Raw genomic sequence first — 15,341 nt, 5'->3', positions numbered from 1 at the left:
ATGAGTGCTGAGATCGGAACCGGGCACCCGGTCGGCCCGGACCTGCAGGTCGAGGATCCGGTGCGAATGGAACCGCACGTCACCACCGCCGAGGCGCTCGCAGCCTTCCAGCGCAAGCTCCCGGGCGCTGTCGCCGAGGCGAGAATCGTCCACCATCCGTTCTGGTGGGCCGCCCTCGATGTGCACACTCGTGGATTCTTCCGTCGGGGTGCGGCCGGGCCGGGGCAGCGCATCGACGTGCTCGTCAATGCGGTGTCCGGGCGGGGCATGATCGCGGACTTCACCCCTCGCGGCGCCTCCGCGGACCCTGAGGAGTGGTCGAGTCTGATCGGCGAGCAGGCGGGACCGCTGCCGAGCCCGGGGGCGGCCGAGCGGACCGCACGATCATTGGCCCGTGCGAAGGTCGTCAAGACGGTCAAACTCGGGATGGGCATCGACATCACGCCCGCCGACGGTCTGCGCGGTGTGCTCAAACCTAACTGGATCGTCACCGGAGGGAATGAGAAGCATTCGGCGACGATCCTCGTCGATGGTCTCGACGGGTCTCACTACATCGTGCGGGTGGACAAGGCAGGGCGGAGCCGAGAGATCGGCTGAACGACAGCCGGGATGCTCAGCCCCAGTTCTTGGCGTCCGTGATGCAGAACGGATGACCGGCCGGGTCGAGGAGCACGACCCAGGTCTCGCCCGGCTGCGGTTCGGCTCGGGAGGCACCGAGTGCGACACAGCGATCGGCTGCCGCTTCGATGTCATCGGCGGCGAGGTCGAGGTGGAACTGCTTGTGTCCGTCGTCGGGCCATCTCGGTCGCTGATAGTCCGGGATCGTGCCGATGCCCAGGGCATGGCAGGGGCCGGTGAGCATCGCATAGTTCTCGTCCGAATAGGCGATGGGCCAGCCGAGGACGGCGGAGTAGAACTCTCCGAGAACGGCTGCGTTCGGGGCGTCGAGGGTGACCATCGCCAGAGTGGCGACAGGTGCTGTGGCGGAGTTGTCGGCGGTGGCAGCCGCGGTGTCGGTCTTCTGTGTTTCAGTCATGTCTGACATTCTTGTGCCATGGACGACGACGTCACTAGGAAAAATGCGTCACTGCCGCAGCACTTCTTCGGACGTGTGCTCAAACCGGGGGAAATGCTCGAGCATGCGCGCTATTCGTCCGTTCGTGTCGTCGCCGAGCGCCTGCGCCCCTTCGTCAAACGCTATTGGGCCGTCGAATGGGATCTGCCGGAGGGCGAGAGCTATCAGACGGCGACTTTGTCCGAACCGACCATCCATCTGACCTTCGAGTTCGGCAACAGCCGGCGGGCACACGTGGACGGCCCCGGGGCATGGGTGACCGGTCCGGTCACCAAACGGCGCTTCGATGTGGGAATCTTCGGACGCGGCGGAGTCTTCGGCGTGAACTTTCAGCCGGGTGCGACACTGGCATTCTCCGAGGAGAAGCCGGCGAGCATCCGTGATTCGACCGTCCCTGCCGCACTGTGGTTTCCGAGGTTGGATGCCGACCTCGGACTGACCGAGATGTTTGCGCAGTCTCAGAGATCCGGGGCGCCCGACTTCAGCGAACTCGCCGCTTCGGTGGAAAGCTGGCTGCTGTCCTGGCGGCCGCAGATGACCCCGTCGTTCGAACGGCTGAAACGAGTGCTCGACATCCTGTCCGATCCCGAAGTCGTGAGCCTGAAGATTCTCTCGGAGAGAGCCGATATCGGTGAGCGGACGCTGCAGCGGATATTCGCAGACTTCTGCGGAGTCGGAGTGAAGAAGGTCTTGGCCAGGGCGCGGATCATCGACACGGTCGCAGCGATCGACCGCGGGTGGGACGGAACTCTGGCCGACCTCGGCGCACACTTCGGATGGTTCGACCAGTCGCACTTCAGCATGGATTTCGTTCGCGTCACCGGTTTCAGCCCCGCCGAGTACGCGCAGCGGAAGTCCGCGCGGGTCACGCGAGGCTGACCGGGGACAGACCGACCAAGTCACCGGCCTCGCCGCGCGGGCGGGCGAACGCCTCAGCGGTCTGGTCGGTGCGGTCGGTACCGGTTCAGCGTGGCGTCTGATCGAATGTGCTTCTGACCAGCAGCTCGCCCCTGCTGATGGTCGGCCGGCCCAGTGCGAAACCGTGCTCGATGGAGTGCCTTTCGTCGACGAGCAGCAGATCGGCGTCACAGCCCGGACGGATCCGTCCCTTGCGTGGGAGCTTCAAGGCGTCTGCAGTGTTGGCGGTGACGAACGAGAGGACCTGCGACAGAGGCAGGCCGCTGGAATCAGCGCACGCCCACACCTGGTCGAACAGCGTCGACTGGTCTGCCACCTGCAGTTCCGTCAGGCGTCCCTGAGCATCGAACTTCGGCAGGCTGCCGTTGGCGTCCGAGGACAGGGTGAGCCGGTTGAGACTGCCGCCGAATTCGACGAACTTCTTCACCGCTTCGACGGTGGACGCTCCGGCGGTCATGTCGACGAAGGCGCCTCTGGCCGCGAGGTCGACCGCCTCGGCGATGAGCTCGTCATCACGGGTGATGTGGGTGGCATACACGGCGGGCGGGGCAATCGGATAATCGTCGAGGAGCCGAAGAAGGGGCGCGAGCCGAGTCGAATGCGATCCGACGTGGAAGTGAGTGACACCGGCCTTTCCGCTGAGCAGGCCTCCGACATGGCATTGGCTGACGATATCGGCGAGGTCTTCGATCGTCGGTTGGAACGACCGTCTTTCGGAGATGGCGATCTCGCCGGCCCCGATCACCTTGTCGATGAGGACGATATCGTCAGCGACGGAACCGGTGACGGTTCGTGCCGGAAGCTGGTAGCTGCCGGTGTAGACGAAGGTCGTGATGCCCTCTTCTTCGAGGCCTCGTGCTTTGGCGAGGAGACCGCGGTGAGAGCGGGTGATGGAGTCGGTGCCGAGGCAGCCGACGACAGTGGTCACTCCTGCGCGGATGATGTCGCCGATGTCGATCTCGGGAGTGCGCGTCGCGTATCCGCCTTCGCCTCCGCCTCCGATGATGTGCACATGGGGGTCGATGAAACCGGGTACGGCAGTCAGCCCGTCGGCCTCGATGATTGCCGAATCCGGCAGTTGCGCGACTATGTCGCGATCCACCTGGCCGAGGTGGGCGATACGTGAGCCCTCTACGAGGATGTCGCGCACTCCGAGCGGTTCGGGCGCACAGATCTCCGCCCCGCGAATCAGGATGACCATGACTCTCGTGTCCTTTCGATGCCGCTTCGCGTCCGCCGGCTGCTCGGCAGGTCAGTCGCTGCCGGGGATGATCCCCTTGCCGTCGACCTTGGGAATCGCGGCCAGCAGCTTCTTCGTATACGGGTGCTCCGGGTCGTTCCAGATCTGGTCGGTCGGAGCGACTTCGACGATGCGTCCGGCTTCCATCACTGCGACCCTGTCTGCAATATCGCGAACGACCGAGAGATCGTGGCTGATGAAGATCATCGAGGCACCGGAGTCGATGGCGAGGTCGCGCATCATGCGAGCGATCCGTGCTTGCAGGAACGCATCGAGTGAGGCGATGGGCTCATCACCGACGAGCACTTTCGGGCCTGCAGCCAGGGCCCGAGCGATGGCGATACGTTGTCTCTGTCCGCCGGAGAACGAATGCGAATAGCGCTGGGCGGAGTCGGCCGGCAGGTCGACGGCTTCCAACAGCGATTCGACGGTCCACGTGCCGTCAGGGTTGAGCGCCAGCGCATCGTCGAGCTGGTCGCGGATCCGCCTGCGCGGATTGAGCGACGCGTAGGGGTTCTGGAAGACCATCTGAATGCCGAGCAGTTCCTTCGCTCTCTTCTTCAACCCGAGCGCTCTGACCGGATGACCGTCGAAGGTGATGGAGCCGTCTGCCGGCTTCTCCAACCCGCAGATGAGTTTGGCCAGCGTCGATTTGCCGCAGCCGGATTCGCCGACGAGCCCGAGCACTTCCGAGCGACCCAGTTGCAGAGACACTCCGTTGACGGCGCGGAAGCGGCCGCCGCCGTCGAGTTTGTATTCGCATGCCACTGAATCGAGTTCCAGGAGCGGAGCACCTGATGCGGGGGAGTGAGCGGTGGCGGCGGCCGGGGCCTGGTCGATCGACGTCATGGGGAGACCTCCGCTCCTGGCAGCGATTCGATGAGCGAACGCGTGTATTCGTGTTGAGGAGCGGTGATGACCGCCTCCCGTTCACCGGTTTCGACGACGACTCCGTTCTTCATGACCACGATGGTGTCCGCGACCGAGGAGAGCACTCCGAAGTCGTGGGTGACCAGCAGCACGGCGAGGTCGAGATCGTCGCAGAGTTCACGCAGCAGCCGAAGGATGCCTGCCTGCACGGTGACATCGAGTGCTGTGGTTGGTTCGTCGGCGATGAGCACCTTCGGATCGCAGATGATCGCCGAGGCGAAAGCGATTCGCTGCAGCTGTCCGCCGGAGAACTGGTGCGGGTACTTCTTCACCGCCTCCTCCGGGTGCGGCACCCTGGTTCGGCCGAGGATCTCGACGGCTTTGGCCAGGGCAGCTGTCTTCGACACTTTCTGGTGGTGTCGAAGGTGGTCGGTGATCTGGTCGCCGACTGTGAGCATGGGATGGAACGCCGAGGCCGGATCCTGAAAGACCATCGACAGCTGCACTCCGCGCAGGCGGTTGTGCTGCTTGGCAGGCATCCCCACCAGTTCGACCCCGTCGAAATCGATGCTTCCGCTCAGCTCCGCGCCCGTGGGCGAGAGTCCCATGACGGCCAGACCGGTCTGGGTCTTGCCGGACCCAGACGCACCTGCCACACCGGTGATGCGACCTGCTTCGAGGTCGAACGAGACGTCTTTGAGGATGTGGGTGGTCTTCTTGCCTGCAGTGACCGACAGATTGAGGTCTCTGATGCTGATCATGCTCATGAGGTCGTCTCACCGACTTCCTGGGCGGTATGGGGATCGAGGGTGTCGCGCAGACTGTCGCCGATGAAGTTGAACGCCATGACGATGGTGAGGATGCAGAGGCCGGGGAAGAAGGCGATCCACCAGGCAGCGAACTGAGAGACGCCTTCGCTGATCATTGCGCCCCAATCGGGGGTCGGCGGAACGGCACCGAGAGACAGGAACGACAGTCCTGCCATGGTGAGGATCGCCGAACCGACATCGAGGGTGGCGAGCACGACGACGGGAGAGATGACGTTCGGTGCAATTTCGCGGGCCAGTGATCTGCCCGCGCTGAATCCGAGCAGGCGTCCGGCGATGACGTACTCACTGCCCCGCGCGGTCATCACCAGCGATCTGGTGACACGCGCGTAGGACGGCCAGGAGACGAGCAGGATCGCGATGATCGCGTTCTTCAGGCCCGGGCCGAGGGCGGCTGCGATGACCATGGCGAGGATGATCGTGGGGAAGGCGAACACCAGATCGGCGATGCGCATGATGATCTCGTCGACGGCTCGACCGAAGTATCCGGCAATGGCACCGAGCACCGAGCCGAGCAGCGCCGAGCAGATGACGACGAACACCGCGGCGGGCAAGGTGGTGCGGGCGGCAACGAGGATGCGGGAGAGCACGTCTCGGCCCAGTGTGTCGGTACCGAGCAGATTCTCCCCGTTGGGAGCCGAGAGCCTCGGAAAGTTCTGCGCCAGAGCATCGAACGGGGCCAGCAGCGGTGCGAAGATCGCTGCGATCAGCCAGAGCGCGAGTATTCCTGCGCCCACGAACCCCAGGGGAGTGCGCAGGGCTTTCGGGAAGCGGATCTGCCACCTTTTGAGTCCGGGGTCGACGGGATCGCGGCGGACCGCCTCGGTGGTGGGGGCATTGGTGGGTTGCTTCGGGGTGCCGATGCTCATCTCACCCTCACCCTCGGATCCACGAAGCCGTAGATCAGGTCGACGATGAAGTTCACGAGGATATAGACGATGCCGATGACGAGGCCGACGCCCATGATGACGGGCAGGTCGAGCGTCGTCGCTCCGCGGTAGGCATACTGGCCGAGTCCGTTCCAGGCGAAGACGGTCTCAGTCAGCACAGCTCCGGAGAGCAGGGAGCCGAATGCCAGACCGACGACGGTGATGATCGGGACCAGCGCACCGCGGAAGATGTATTTGAAGACCACTGTCCGTGCCGGCAGCCCTTTCGCCTTCGCGGCGGTGACGTAGTCGAGTCTGATGATGTCGAGGACGCTCGAGCGGCTGAACCGTGTGAGCAGGCCGATGGTGAAGAGGGCGAGCACGCACGACGGCAGAATGAGGTGGCCCAGCGCATTGGCGAAGGTTGCCATCTGTCCCGCCAAGAGGGAGTCGAGCGTGTAGAGGCCGGTCACTTTCGGCGGCGGGGTGATCCACGGGTCGAGTCGTCCGGCGCCGGGGACGACTCGAAGTTTGAAGAAGAACACGAAGTAGGCGACGGTGGCGATCCAGAATGTCGGTGCCGAGATGCCGATGAGGCTGAGGGTGCGGATGGCGTGGTCGACGAGGCTGTTCTGTTTGAGAGCACTGAGCAGACCGAGCAGGAGTCCGAGGATCACTGAGATGAGGATCGCCCCGATGCCGAGCTCGATCGATGCGGGGAAGACCTGCCCGATCGAGGCGAGCACGGGTGTGCGGGTCTGATTGGAGACTCCGAGATCTCCCTGCAGCAGATTGCCCAGGTACGTGAAGTACTGGACGAGGAGCGGTTGGTCGAGTCCGAGCTTCTCCCGTGTCTGCGCGACGATCTCGGGATCTGCCGCGGCCCGGTCGCCGAGGATGGCGGCGACCGGGTCGGTGGGCACGAGGTTGGTGAGCAGGAACGTCACCACGGTCACGCCCCAGATCAGGATGAGCGAGATCCCGATCCGAATGAGGATGAACCGGAGCAGAGGGTGGAGCTTCGGCGGTTTGACTCGCTGCGCCGCGTCCGTCTCAGCAGTTGCGGACGCGGCATCAGCATCGTGAGGTGCTGTGGTGGCTTCCGCCATCCTCACTCTGCCTTTGCGAAGTCGAACGAGATGTCGGCGTTGGAGACGAACTTCTCAATGCTCGAACCGACGGCGACGGTGCTGACCGGCTGGACAAGCGGGATCCACACCGCGGTGTCGGTGGTCGCCTTGAACAGCTTCGCGTAGGCGGCATCGCGCGCATCACCCTTCGCCTTGGCCGCTTCGTCCGCGAGCTTCTTCAGCTTCGGGTCGGCGCTCCAGTTCACGCGATCGGCAACGTCGCCGCCGGGAATGAAAACGTTGTAGTTCGTCGGATCGGGGAAGTCCGCACCCCAGGTTCCGATGCCCATCGGCTGTTTGGCCGAGCGGAAGCCGTCGAGCTGAGTCGAGCTCGGGGCAGGTTTGAGATCGAGGTTGATGCCGGCCTCCTTCAGCTGCGCCTGCAGGGTTTCGGCCAGCTGTGCGAGGTCGACTCCGTTGACAGCCTGATCACTCGAGTAGTGGAAGGGAACCTTCTCTCCGTCGTAGCCGGCCTCCTTGAGCAGCTTCTTCGCCTTGGCGAGGTCACGTTCGGGAGCCTCGTCCTTCGGGACGGCGCCGACGAACTCGTTCGGCACGAGACTGGCCATGCGCTGGGATCCCTTCCCGGCGAGATCGATGAGTTTGTCGTAGTCGATCGCCGCCATGACGGCCTTGCGGAAGTTCGGGTCTGCTGCGGGGCCGCCGATCTTCTCATCCGTGTTGTTGAAGATGTAGAGGCTGCGAGTCGAGGGCAGGCTGGAGATCTTGCCCATCGATTCATCGATCTGCTTCGCCTGATCGGCGTTGAGGTCGTAGGCGACCTGAGCCTGGCCCGACTGGATGTCGGTCAGCTGGGTCTCGGCAGAGACATTGCGCAGGACCACTCGCTTGTACTTCGGTTCCGGACCGTTGTAGTGCTCGTTCGCGGTCAGCACGACCTGGCTGTCGGCGTCGTACTTCTCCACCTTGTACGGTCCCGAGCCCTGCGAGTTCTCATTGAGGAACTGTTCGGCTCCGTCCATCTCATCGGTGGTTCCCTCGTTCTCCTTGACCACCTTCGAATTGACGATGCCGATCGAGGAGTTGGGGAGGATGTAGGGCAGTGCAGGGTTGGGTTCTTCGCTGGTGAGCGTGACCGTCTTGTCGTCGACCTTCTTCACCTTGACCCCGTCGAGGAAGAACGAAGGGTTGCCTTTGATGCCCTGCAGCCGTTCGAAGGAGAAGACGATGTCGTCGGCGGTGACGGGGTCGCCGTTGGAGAATTTCGCATCCTCGTCTTTGAGGGTCAGCGTCATCTCCTTGTTGTCCTCGGACATTTCGAAGGAGCAGAGGCCATCGGTCGGTTTGGTGAGGTCACCGTCCTCGAATTCGAGAACCGTCTGGTAGATGGCGCTGTCGATCGTCGAACCGGTGAATTCGAATTGTCGGTGCGGGTCGATCGTCTTGAGGTTGAAGGCGGTCTCGGCCACGATCGTGTCGCCGGCGCCGCCTGCTTCGTCGGAGCCGCTGCCGCAGGCGGCGAGTCCGGCGGTCAGTGCGAGGGTGGAGCAGATTGCGACGAAATTGCGGGTCAGACGCCTCATGTGTGATCTCCCTAACGGTAAGTGTTGTGAGTCACATTAGAGTCGAAATGCCTCCCATGCAATTCAACCTGCCACAAAGCTGAAGGATTTCCACTGTGCACTTCCGCCAACGTCCCGGGCCGCGAAATGAGATCTCAGATCTGCGGCTTCAGACGGTGGCTGTTTTCCTCGACCGACGCGGGGCAAGCCCGCAGCGGAAGACCGCGCGGGTCACCCGAGGCTGACCGGGGACAGACCGAGCGCCTCATCGGTCGTGGCATGGGAGCGGGCGACCGCCTCTGCGGTCCAGTCGGAGCGATCGAGGTCGGGGACCGCCTCGGCGATCTGGGACTTCCAGTCCCCGTGCCATTGGGCGGGGAAGGCCTGCTTGAGCAGATCGACCATGATCGGCACCGCCGTCGATGCGCCGGGGGAGGCCCCGAGCAGACCCGCGATCGAGCCGTCGGCGGAGACGACGAGTTCGGTGCCCTGCTGGAGGACGCCGATCTTCTTCCGATCCGGTTTGACCAGCTGGGCCCTCTGCCCGGCCGGCAGCAGGGTCCACTCATTGCGTCGGGCCAGCGGCAGATAGCGTCGCAGCTGCGCGAACTTCCGCGACGGGCTGGCGGCGAGCTCCTTGACGAGGAACGACACGAGGCTGAGGTTCTGCAGACCGGCGGCCGCGATGACGTGCAGGTTGTCGGGCCGCACCGTCGCGAAGAAGTCGGTAAGGCGGCCGTGCTTGAGCAGCTTCGTGCTGAAGGTCGCATACGGACCGAACAGCAGATGCTCCTTGCCGTCGACGACTCTGCGGTCCAGATGCGGCACCGACATCGGCGGGGCGCCCACATCGGCCTGACCATAGACCTTCGCATCATGGCGGGCGACGACCGCCGGAGTCGAGCACCGGTAGAAGGCGGCCCCGACAGGCAGAACCGCGTAGCCGCGGACTTCGGGGATCCTCGCTTTCTGCAGGAGTCGCAGCGCGAAGCCGCCGGCCCCGACGAACACGGTCTTCGCGTGCACGGCGAACTGTCCCGCCGGCGTCGAACCGCTGACCGTCCAGCCCGATACGCGCGATTCGAGCCCGGTCACCGTGTGACCCGTGCGCACCTCGGTGGACCCGATGTTCAGCAGCGCCGACGTCAGAGCGCCGAAGTCGACGTCGGTGCCGCGCGGGTGCCGGGCCGCCGCCATGGGCTCTTCCGTGTCGGCTCGTCCCTCCATCGTCAGGGGAGCCCACCGGGCGATGGTGTCCAGATCCTCTGTGTACTCCATTTCGGAGAACAGCGGGTCGGCTTTCAGGGTGTCGACGCGTCGACGCAGGTAGGTGACGTCCGTGTCCCTGAAGACGAGGTTCATATGTGGGGCCGAGTGGATGAAGTCCGCCGGGTCGAGGAGTCCGAGTCGGACGAGGTGGGCCCACCATTGTCGGGTGAGGTGGAACTGTCCGGCGATCTCTGCCGGTTTCGCGCCATCGGCAGGATCAGGCATGTAGTTGAGTTCGCAGTACCCCGAATGCCCGGTGCCGGCATTGTTCCACGGGTCGCTGCTCTCTCCGGCGATGTCCTCGGCCTGCTCCAGAACGAGGATCCGCAGATCGGGATCGAGCAGAGTCAGCATCGAACTGAGAGTCGCGGACATGATGCCCGCGCCGATGAGGACGACATCGGCGTCCGGCAGCTGGTCGGTGTGCTTGGGGTTCGCAGTCATATTCTCACCATGCGCCCCCATGAATCATCCGTCCAATGAGCGGTTGGAACTGTATCATCCGAATATGGAACGACCATCCGATTCCCGCACGGCGCCGCCGACGGCGCTGCGGGAACTCGTCGAACTGGCCGATCAGGACGGGCATCTGACCGAGGCCGCCGCCGCCCTCGGAATACCCCAATCCACGATGAGCCGACGTATCCGCGCCCTCGAAAGCCACCTCGGGGTGCCGCTGACTGTTCCGCGCGGACGCGCCATCGGTCTGACGACGGCGGCACTGGATCTCGTGGCCGCGGTGCGTGCCCCGCTGACGGAGATCGAAGCGGCGCTGGTCGATCTCGCCGAGGCGGCCGATCCCGAGCACGGCACGATCCGGTTCGGATTTCCGCTGACGATGGGAGCCGGCGAGGTTCCCGACCTGCTTGCGGCCTTCAATCGGGCTCATCCCGGCATCCGCCTCGATCTCAAACAGGCCCACGGTGCCGAGCTCGTCGCTGATCTGCAGCGGGGCACTCTCGATCTGGCGATCATCATTCCTCCGCCGCCCGAGGTCAGCCACGAGGTGCTCGCACGGCAGACGATCATCGCGGCGCTGCCCGAGGTGCACCCGCTGGCAGGCGTCCGCAGCATCACCCTGGATCGGCTGGCAGACGAGGCATTCATCGCCACCCCTGCGAGTTACAACCTGCGGGTGCTGACCGACCGCTGGTGTCGGGCCGGCGGATTCGAGCCGGAGGTGAAGATCGAGGTCACCGAGTTCTCGACGATCCGCGAATTCGTCGGCCGCGGAATGGGGGTGGCGTTGATTCCGCCCGCGGTGCGTCCGGTCGACGGAATCACCGAGGTGGCTCTGGACGGATTCGACTATGTCCGTGAGATCGCGCTGTGCTCGGCCGTGCGCCGACCCGGTCGGGTCGTCGAGCGCCTGCGCGACTTCATCCGCGAGCACGCGGCCGCGTGGACGCGCGGGGACTGACGGTCACGCGCGGGTGCGTGCCAGCAGGTAGACGAAGTACGGGGCGCCGATGAGGGCGACGATGAGACCGGCCGGTATCTGCGCCGGAGCGATGACCGTGCGCCCCACGGCGTCGGCGACGACGAGGCCCACGGCTCCGAGCAGCATCGCCGTGGGCACGACCCGGATGTGACGGGCGCCGACCAGGGCGCGCGCAGCGTGCGGGGCGACGAGGCCGATGAATCCGACGACGCCGACCGCCGATACGCTCACCGCAGCGAGCACGGCCGCGGTGATGAGCACCGCCAGGCGCACCGGTTCACGCGGAACCCCGACCAGCCGTGGCGTGTCATCGTCGAGGGCGAGCAGGTCGAGCTCGCGCGTCCACACGAACGCCAGCGGCACGGCGACGAGCAGGGCGAGGGCGACCGGAGCGATGTCCGCCCACGCCCTTCCGTACGTCGATCCGGACAGCCAGGTGAAGAGAGCAGGCGTGTCCCAGGGGTTCGCCCGGACGAGGAACAGCGTGGTCAGGGCGGTGAACCCGAACCACAGGCCGATGCCGATGAGGACGAGACGATCGGTATTCATTCCGCCCCGCCACGAGAGCCCATAGACGATGGCGAAGGCGACCAGGGCGCCCACGATGCCGACCGCAGAGACGAGCCCGACCCCGGCGCCGGGGATGAGGGTGACGACGATGACGGCACCCAGCCCGGCTCCACCGGTGATGCCGAGCAGGCCGGGTTCGGCCAGAGGGTTGCGCGCACTGGCCTGGACGAGAGTGCCGGAGAGTCCCAGCGCGGCACCGGCGGCCAGGGCAGCGGCGACGCGGGGCGCCCGAGAATCGAAGGCGAAATCGATGACGGGTGCCGCCCGGTCCTGGAACCACAGCAGCACATCGCCGAGGAGGTAGAACCGTTCCCCGGTGAGCAGACCGATCGCGGCGACGAGGACGAGGACCACGACTCCGATGCCGATGACGAGGGCCGCTCGTCGCGGACCGACGACGGTCGAATTCGCCGCCGAGGAGGCCGCCGCCGGTGATACCGTGCGCATCGACCGTGCCAGCAGAACGAGGACGATCGCCCCGAGCACGGTCGTCGTCACTCCCGACGGGAGCGTGATCGCCTCGGTGGCGCCGACGATCGCGCGCAGCAGGGCATCGGCGACGATGACGATGATCGCACCGATGAGACCGGCGGCGGGAAAGAGCACGGCATGACGGCCGAGGCTCGGTACGACGCGGGCGAGGAGTCGGGCGATGACCGGGGCACAGAGGCCGACGAAGCCGATCGGACCGGCCAGGGTCACCGCAGTGGCGGTGAGCATGACGGCGAGGAGGATCCCGATGGCCCGCGTCGACCTGACCGGAACCCCGAGCACCGAGGCAGCGTCGTCTCCGAGCCCGAGCAGGTCCAGACGCCTCGACAGCAGGATCGCACCGCCGGCGATGACGACGATGACGGGAATGCTGCGCAGGGCCGCGCTGCCATCGAGCTGATTGAGAGTGCCCGAACCCCAGGAGAAGAGACTCGTCGTCTCTTCGGCGAAGAGGATGAGCAGAGTCGATGTCGCCGCCTGAAGCGCCATCGCCGTGGCCGTGCCCGCCAGCACGAGACGAGTCGTCGACGCTCCCGCGCCTCCGGCCAGGCCGAGGACCAGGGCTGCGGCAAGCAGGCCGCCGAGGAAGGCGACCCCTCCCGAGGCCCAGATCGGAATCGCGATGCCGAAGGCGGTGACCACGGTGACGGCGAAGTACGCACCGCCGGTGACCGCCAGCGTGTCCGGCGACGCCAAGGGGTTGCGCGCCAGTGATTGGAACAGGGCGCCGGCCACACCCAAGGCGAGGCCGACGAGGATGCCCGCCCCCACGCGCGGCAGCCGGGACCCCAGCAGGATGTCACGGGCGCTGGGGCCATCCTCGGCGGGGGAGAGCGTGTCGGTCGCGGCCGTGAACAGTTCCCTGATGCCGATGCCCGAGGTTCCCTGCGTGATATGCCAGGCGGAGGCGATGACGAGGACGGCAACGAGGCCGAGCAGCGCGGCGGCGGTCGACAGGGCGCCGACGACTCCGCGGCCGCGGACCGGAACCATGGTCGGTTCCGGTGCCGCAGCCGTCTGCTGGGAGGTGTTCGGACGGGTCAGGGGAGAGGCCACGGTCTACTTGGTCAGTGCGTCGACGTAGGCGTCGAGGGCCTGCTCGGACGACTTGGGTCCGCCGAAGGTCCAAATGCCTGCCGGGAAGGCCGTGGTGCGGTCGTCCTTCACTGCGGGGATGTTCGCCCAGATGTCGTTCTTCTTCAGCAGCTCCACATAGTCCTCGGACTCAGGGTCCTCGGTCCCGGTGTAGAAGAAGTTCGCGTCACCGACCTTCGAGATGCCTTCGATATCGGTCTGTCCGAGGCCGTACGCGGGGTCGACCTCACCGGTCCACGCGTTCTTCAGGCCCAGCTCCTCGCCGAGTTCGCCGATGAGCGAACCCTGGCCGAAGGGACGCAGCGCCACGTTCGAACCGTTGACCCAGCCGTCGAAGTAGACGAATTCGGTGGTGGCCGGGTCCGCCTCGGCGATGGCCTTCTTCGATTCTTCGAGCTTCGCATCGAAATCTCCGAGGACGGTGTCGGCGCGCTCGGTGCGACCGGTCGCCTCGGCGACGGTGGTGAACGTGTCCTTCATGTACTTGACGGGATCCTTCCCGTCGGCGCCGGCCATCGCCATCACGGGGATTCCCTGCTTCTCGAGCTGACCGACGATCTTGTCCTTGCGGTTCGTCGTTTCGATGATGACGAGATCCGGATCGGCGGACAGGATCGATTCGACGTTGGGTTCCTGGCGAGTGCCGACGTCGGTGGTGGAGTCGGGCAGCTTCTCTGCCGTGTCCCAGGTGGTGAAGCCCTTCGCATCGGCGACGGCGGCGGGATCGACGCAGAGGGAGAGGAGATCCTCGGTGTACTGCCATTCCAGGGAGACGACCTTCGCGGCCGGCTTGTCCAGTTCGATCTCGTGGCCGGTGTCGTCGGTGACGGTGACCGGATCCGCCGAGGTGGGGCTCGAGTCGTCCGTGCACGATGCGGAGGTCTGTCCCTTCGCATCAGCAGGAGCGTCGGTATCGGTGGTGCCGCATCCGGTCAGGGCCAGTGCGCAGACCGCCGTTGCCGAGGCGAAGGCGGCGAACGAGGTGCGCGACAGAGGAGTTCTGGTCATGGTGTTCTTTCTGTGAACCGATCGGCGATCGGAGATGAGGTGGTGCGATTTCTGGGTGTGACTGTCAGAAGGTGGGGTGGTGCGCTCAGAGGGCTGCGGCCGGGCGACGAGTCCGTCGGTGGAGGGCTTCGACCCGGACCAGGCCGGTGTCGGCATCGATCCGGGTCGAGATGGGCAGCCCGTAGACCTCGCTCAGCGTCTCGGCGGTGAAGACGTCTTCGCAGGTGCCGACCGAGCGGATGCGCCCCTGTTCGAGCAGGACCACGTGATCGGCGACGGTGGCGGCATGTTCGAGGTCATGGAGGACGACGCCGACGGCGATGGAGTGGTCGTCGGCGAGTTCACGTATGAGGTCGAGGATCTCCGCCTGGTAGCGCAGGTCGAGATGGTTCGTCGGTTCGTCGAGCAGGAGGACTCCGGTGTCCTGGGCCAGACAGGTCGCTAACCAGACGCGTTGGAGTTCGCCGCCGGAGAGCTGGTCGACCGGACGGTCGGCCATCACCATGGTGCCGGTGAGGGAGAGTGCGCGATCGACAGCAGCGCGATCGACGTCGGTGAGCCCGGCGAAGCGCTTACGGTGCGGGTGGCGGCCGAAGGTGACGATCTCACGGACGCTGAGACCCGACGGATGCGGGCGCGACTGGGACAGCAGGGTGACGAACCGGGCGAACTCTCTGGCCGTCAGAGTGCTCGACGGAGTGTCTGCGTCAGCCTCGGTGATGACGACATCGCCCGAGGTGATCGGGTGCAGCCCGGCCAGTGAGCGCAGGACGGTCGACTTGCCCGACCCATTGGGTCCGAGCAGGGCGGTGACCCGTCCGGGGACGATCGTCAGGCTCACGTCATGGACGACCTCGGTGCGGTCGTAGCCCAGATTGAGGCCGGTGGCAGTCAGTGCAATCGCGTTCACAAATGATTAGCCTAACCTAAGTCGACGCTTGAGGGTATGTGTGTGGTGCAGATCACTTGTGTCAGCGCCTGCCGATAGTGTGGGCCTGCGACCGTAGGATGGGA

The 15,341-nt window shown here is 65.4% G+C and carries 14 protein-coding genes; 3 read left to right on the top strand and 11 right to left on the bottom strand.

All coding sequences use genetic code 11. The features are described from left to right. Positions 1-597 carry a hypothetical protein gene (locus tag SB749_RS11390; protein ID WP_410710434.1) on the top strand — a complete coding sequence of 199 codons (597 nt, stop codon included), beginning with the start codon at positions 1-3 and terminating at the stop codon, positions 595-597. Between the two features lie 16 nt (positions 598-613). Here SB749_RS11390 and SB749_RS11385 read toward each other — a convergent pair whose 3' ends face one another. Next, positions 614-1,036, bottom strand: a complete 423-nt coding sequence (locus SB749_RS11385; protein WP_410710433.1) for a VOC family protein — start codon at positions 1,034-1,036, stop codon at positions 614-616. Positions 1,037-1,054: 18 nt separating this feature from the next. On the opposite strand from SB749_RS11385, the gene SB749_RS11380 reads away from it, so the two are divergent. Next, positions 1,055-1,954, top strand: a complete 900-nt coding sequence (locus tag SB749_RS11380; protein ID WP_410710432.1) for a DUF6597 domain-containing transcriptional factor — start codon at positions 1,055-1,057, stop codon at positions 1,952-1,954. A gap of 85 nt (positions 1,955-2,039) precedes the next feature. On the opposite strand, the gene iadA is transcribed toward SB749_RS11380, so the two are convergent. The 7 genes from iadA to SB749_RS11345 all read right to left on the bottom strand — a co-directional run bounded on the left by iadA (position 2,040) and on the right by SB749_RS11345 (position 10,165). After that, on the bottom strand, positions 2,040-3,194 hold the full coding sequence (iadA, locus tag SB749_RS11375) for a beta-aspartyl-peptidase (RefSeq protein WP_410710431.1): 1,155 nt from the start codon (positions 3,192-3,194) through the stop codon (positions 2,040-2,042). A 51-nt stretch (positions 3,195-3,245) separates the two neighbouring features. After that, positions 3,246-4,082, bottom strand: a complete 837-nt coding sequence (locus tag SB749_RS11370; RefSeq protein ID WP_410710430.1) for an ABC transporter ATP-binding protein — start codon at positions 4,080-4,082, stop codon at positions 3,246-3,248. Continuing rightward, on the bottom strand, positions 4,079-4,870 hold the full coding sequence (locus SB749_RS11365; protein ID WP_410710429.1) for an ABC transporter ATP-binding protein: 792 nt from the start codon (positions 4,868-4,870) through the stop codon (positions 4,079-4,081). The genes SB749_RS11370 and SB749_RS11365 overlap by 4 nt, the downstream gene beginning before the upstream one ends. Next, positions 4,867-5,799 carry an ABC transporter permease gene (locus SB749_RS11360; protein ID WP_410710428.1) on the bottom strand — a complete coding sequence of 311 codons (933 nt, stop codon included), beginning with the start codon at positions 5,797-5,799 and terminating at the stop codon, positions 4,867-4,869. Before SB749_RS11360 ends, SB749_RS11365 begins: the two co-directional genes overlap by 4 nt. Further along, complete coding sequence (locus SB749_RS11355) at positions 5,796-6,908, bottom strand: ABC transporter permease (RefSeq protein ID WP_410710427.1); 1,113 nt, start codon at positions 6,906-6,908, stop codon at positions 5,796-5,798. Before SB749_RS11355 ends, SB749_RS11360 begins: the two co-directional genes overlap by 4 nt. Before the next feature lie 2 nt (positions 6,909-6,910). Further along, on the bottom strand, positions 6,911-8,473 hold the full coding sequence (locus tag SB749_RS11350) for an ABC transporter substrate-binding protein (protein ID WP_410710426.1): 1,563 nt from the start codon (positions 8,471-8,473) through the stop codon (positions 6,911-6,913). Positions 8,474-8,683: 210 nt separating this feature from the next. Beyond that, a complete protein-coding gene (locus SB749_RS11345) occupies positions 8,684-10,165 on the bottom strand; it encodes a malate:quinone oxidoreductase (protein ID WP_410710425.1) in 1,482 nt (493 codons plus the stop codon). A 64-nt stretch (positions 10,166-10,229) separates the two neighbouring features. Between SB749_RS11345 and SB749_RS11340 the strand changes: the two genes are divergently transcribed. Further along, complete coding sequence (locus SB749_RS11340; protein ID WP_410710424.1) at positions 10,230-11,141, top strand: LysR family transcriptional regulator; 912 nt, start codon at positions 10,230-10,232, stop codon at positions 11,139-11,141. 3 nt (positions 11,142-11,144) lie between these two features. Here the strand turns inward: SB749_RS11340 and SB749_RS11335 are convergent, their stop codons facing one another. From SB749_RS11335 to SB749_RS11325, 3 genes are all read right to left on the bottom strand, one after another. Beyond that, entirely contained in the window at positions 11,145-13,280 is a 2,136-nt protein-coding gene (locus tag SB749_RS11335; RefSeq protein ID WP_410710423.1) for an iron ABC transporter permease, read from the bottom strand. Between the two features lie 3 nt (positions 13,281-13,283). Continuing rightward, on the bottom strand, positions 13,284-14,327 hold the full coding sequence (locus SB749_RS11330; protein ID WP_410710422.1) for an ABC transporter substrate-binding protein: 1,044 nt from the start codon (positions 14,325-14,327) through the stop codon (positions 13,284-13,286). 85 nt (positions 14,328-14,412) lie between these two features. Then, the gene (locus tag SB749_RS11325) at positions 14,413-15,237 is read right to left on the bottom strand and encodes an ABC transporter ATP-binding protein (protein ID WP_410710421.1); all 825 of its coding nucleotides are present in this window, start codon (positions 15,235-15,237) and stop codon (positions 14,413-14,415) included. Positions 15,238-15,341: the final 104 nt, after the last annotated feature.

This window comes from Brevibacterium sp. SIMBA_078, assembly GCF_046534565.1.
Lineage (GTDB): Bacteria > Actinomycetota > Actinomycetes > Actinomycetales > Brevibacteriaceae > Brevibacterium.
This window is presented reverse-complemented; position numbering and strand designations above follow the sequence as displayed.

Bases quoted from the DNA above. Each gene is read 5' to 3' on its own strand.
- SB749_RS11370 (WP_410710430.1), bottom strand. From the start codon at position 4,082: ATGACGTCGATCGACCAGGCCCCGGCCGCCGCCACCGCTCACTCCCCC.
- SB749_RS11390 (WP_410710434.1), top strand. From the start codon at position 1: ATGAGTGCTGAGATCGGAACCGGGCACCCGGTCGGCCCGGACCTGCAG.
- SB749_RS11330 (WP_410710422.1), bottom strand. From the start codon at position 14,327: ATGACCAGAACTCCTCTGTCGCGCACCTCGTTCGCCGCCTTCGCCTCG.
- SB749_RS11385 (WP_410710433.1), bottom strand. From the start codon at position 1,036: ATGACTGAAACACAGAAGACCGACACCGCGGCTGCCACCGCCGACAAC.
- iadA (WP_410710431.1), bottom strand. From the start codon at position 3,194: ATGGTCATCCTGATTCGCGGGGCGGAGATCTGTGCGCCCGAACCGCTC.
- SB749_RS11340 (WP_410710424.1), top strand. From the start codon at position 10,230: ATGGAACGACCATCCGATTCCCGCACGGCGCCGCCGACGGCGCTGCGG.
- SB749_RS11365 (WP_410710429.1), bottom strand. From the start codon at position 4,870: ATGAGCATGATCAGCATCAGAGACCTCAATCTGTCGGTCACTGCAGGC.
- SB749_RS11380 (WP_410710432.1), top strand. From the start codon at position 1,055: ATGGACGACGACGTCACTAGGAAAAATGCGTCACTGCCGCAGCACTTC.
- SB749_RS11355 (WP_410710427.1), bottom strand. From the start codon at position 6,908: ATGGCGGAAGCCACCACAGCACCTCACGATGCTGATGCCGCGTCCGCA.
- SB749_RS11350 (WP_410710426.1), bottom strand. From the start codon at position 8,473: ATGAGGCGTCTGACCCGCAATTTCGTCGCAATCTGCTCCACCCTCGCA.
- SB749_RS11345 (WP_410710425.1), bottom strand. From the start codon at position 10,165: ATGACTGCGAACCCCAAGCACACCGACCAGCTGCCGGACGCCGATGTC.
- SB749_RS11360 (WP_410710428.1), bottom strand. From the start codon at position 5,799: ATGAGCATCGGCACCCCGAAGCAACCCACCAATGCCCCCACCACCGAG.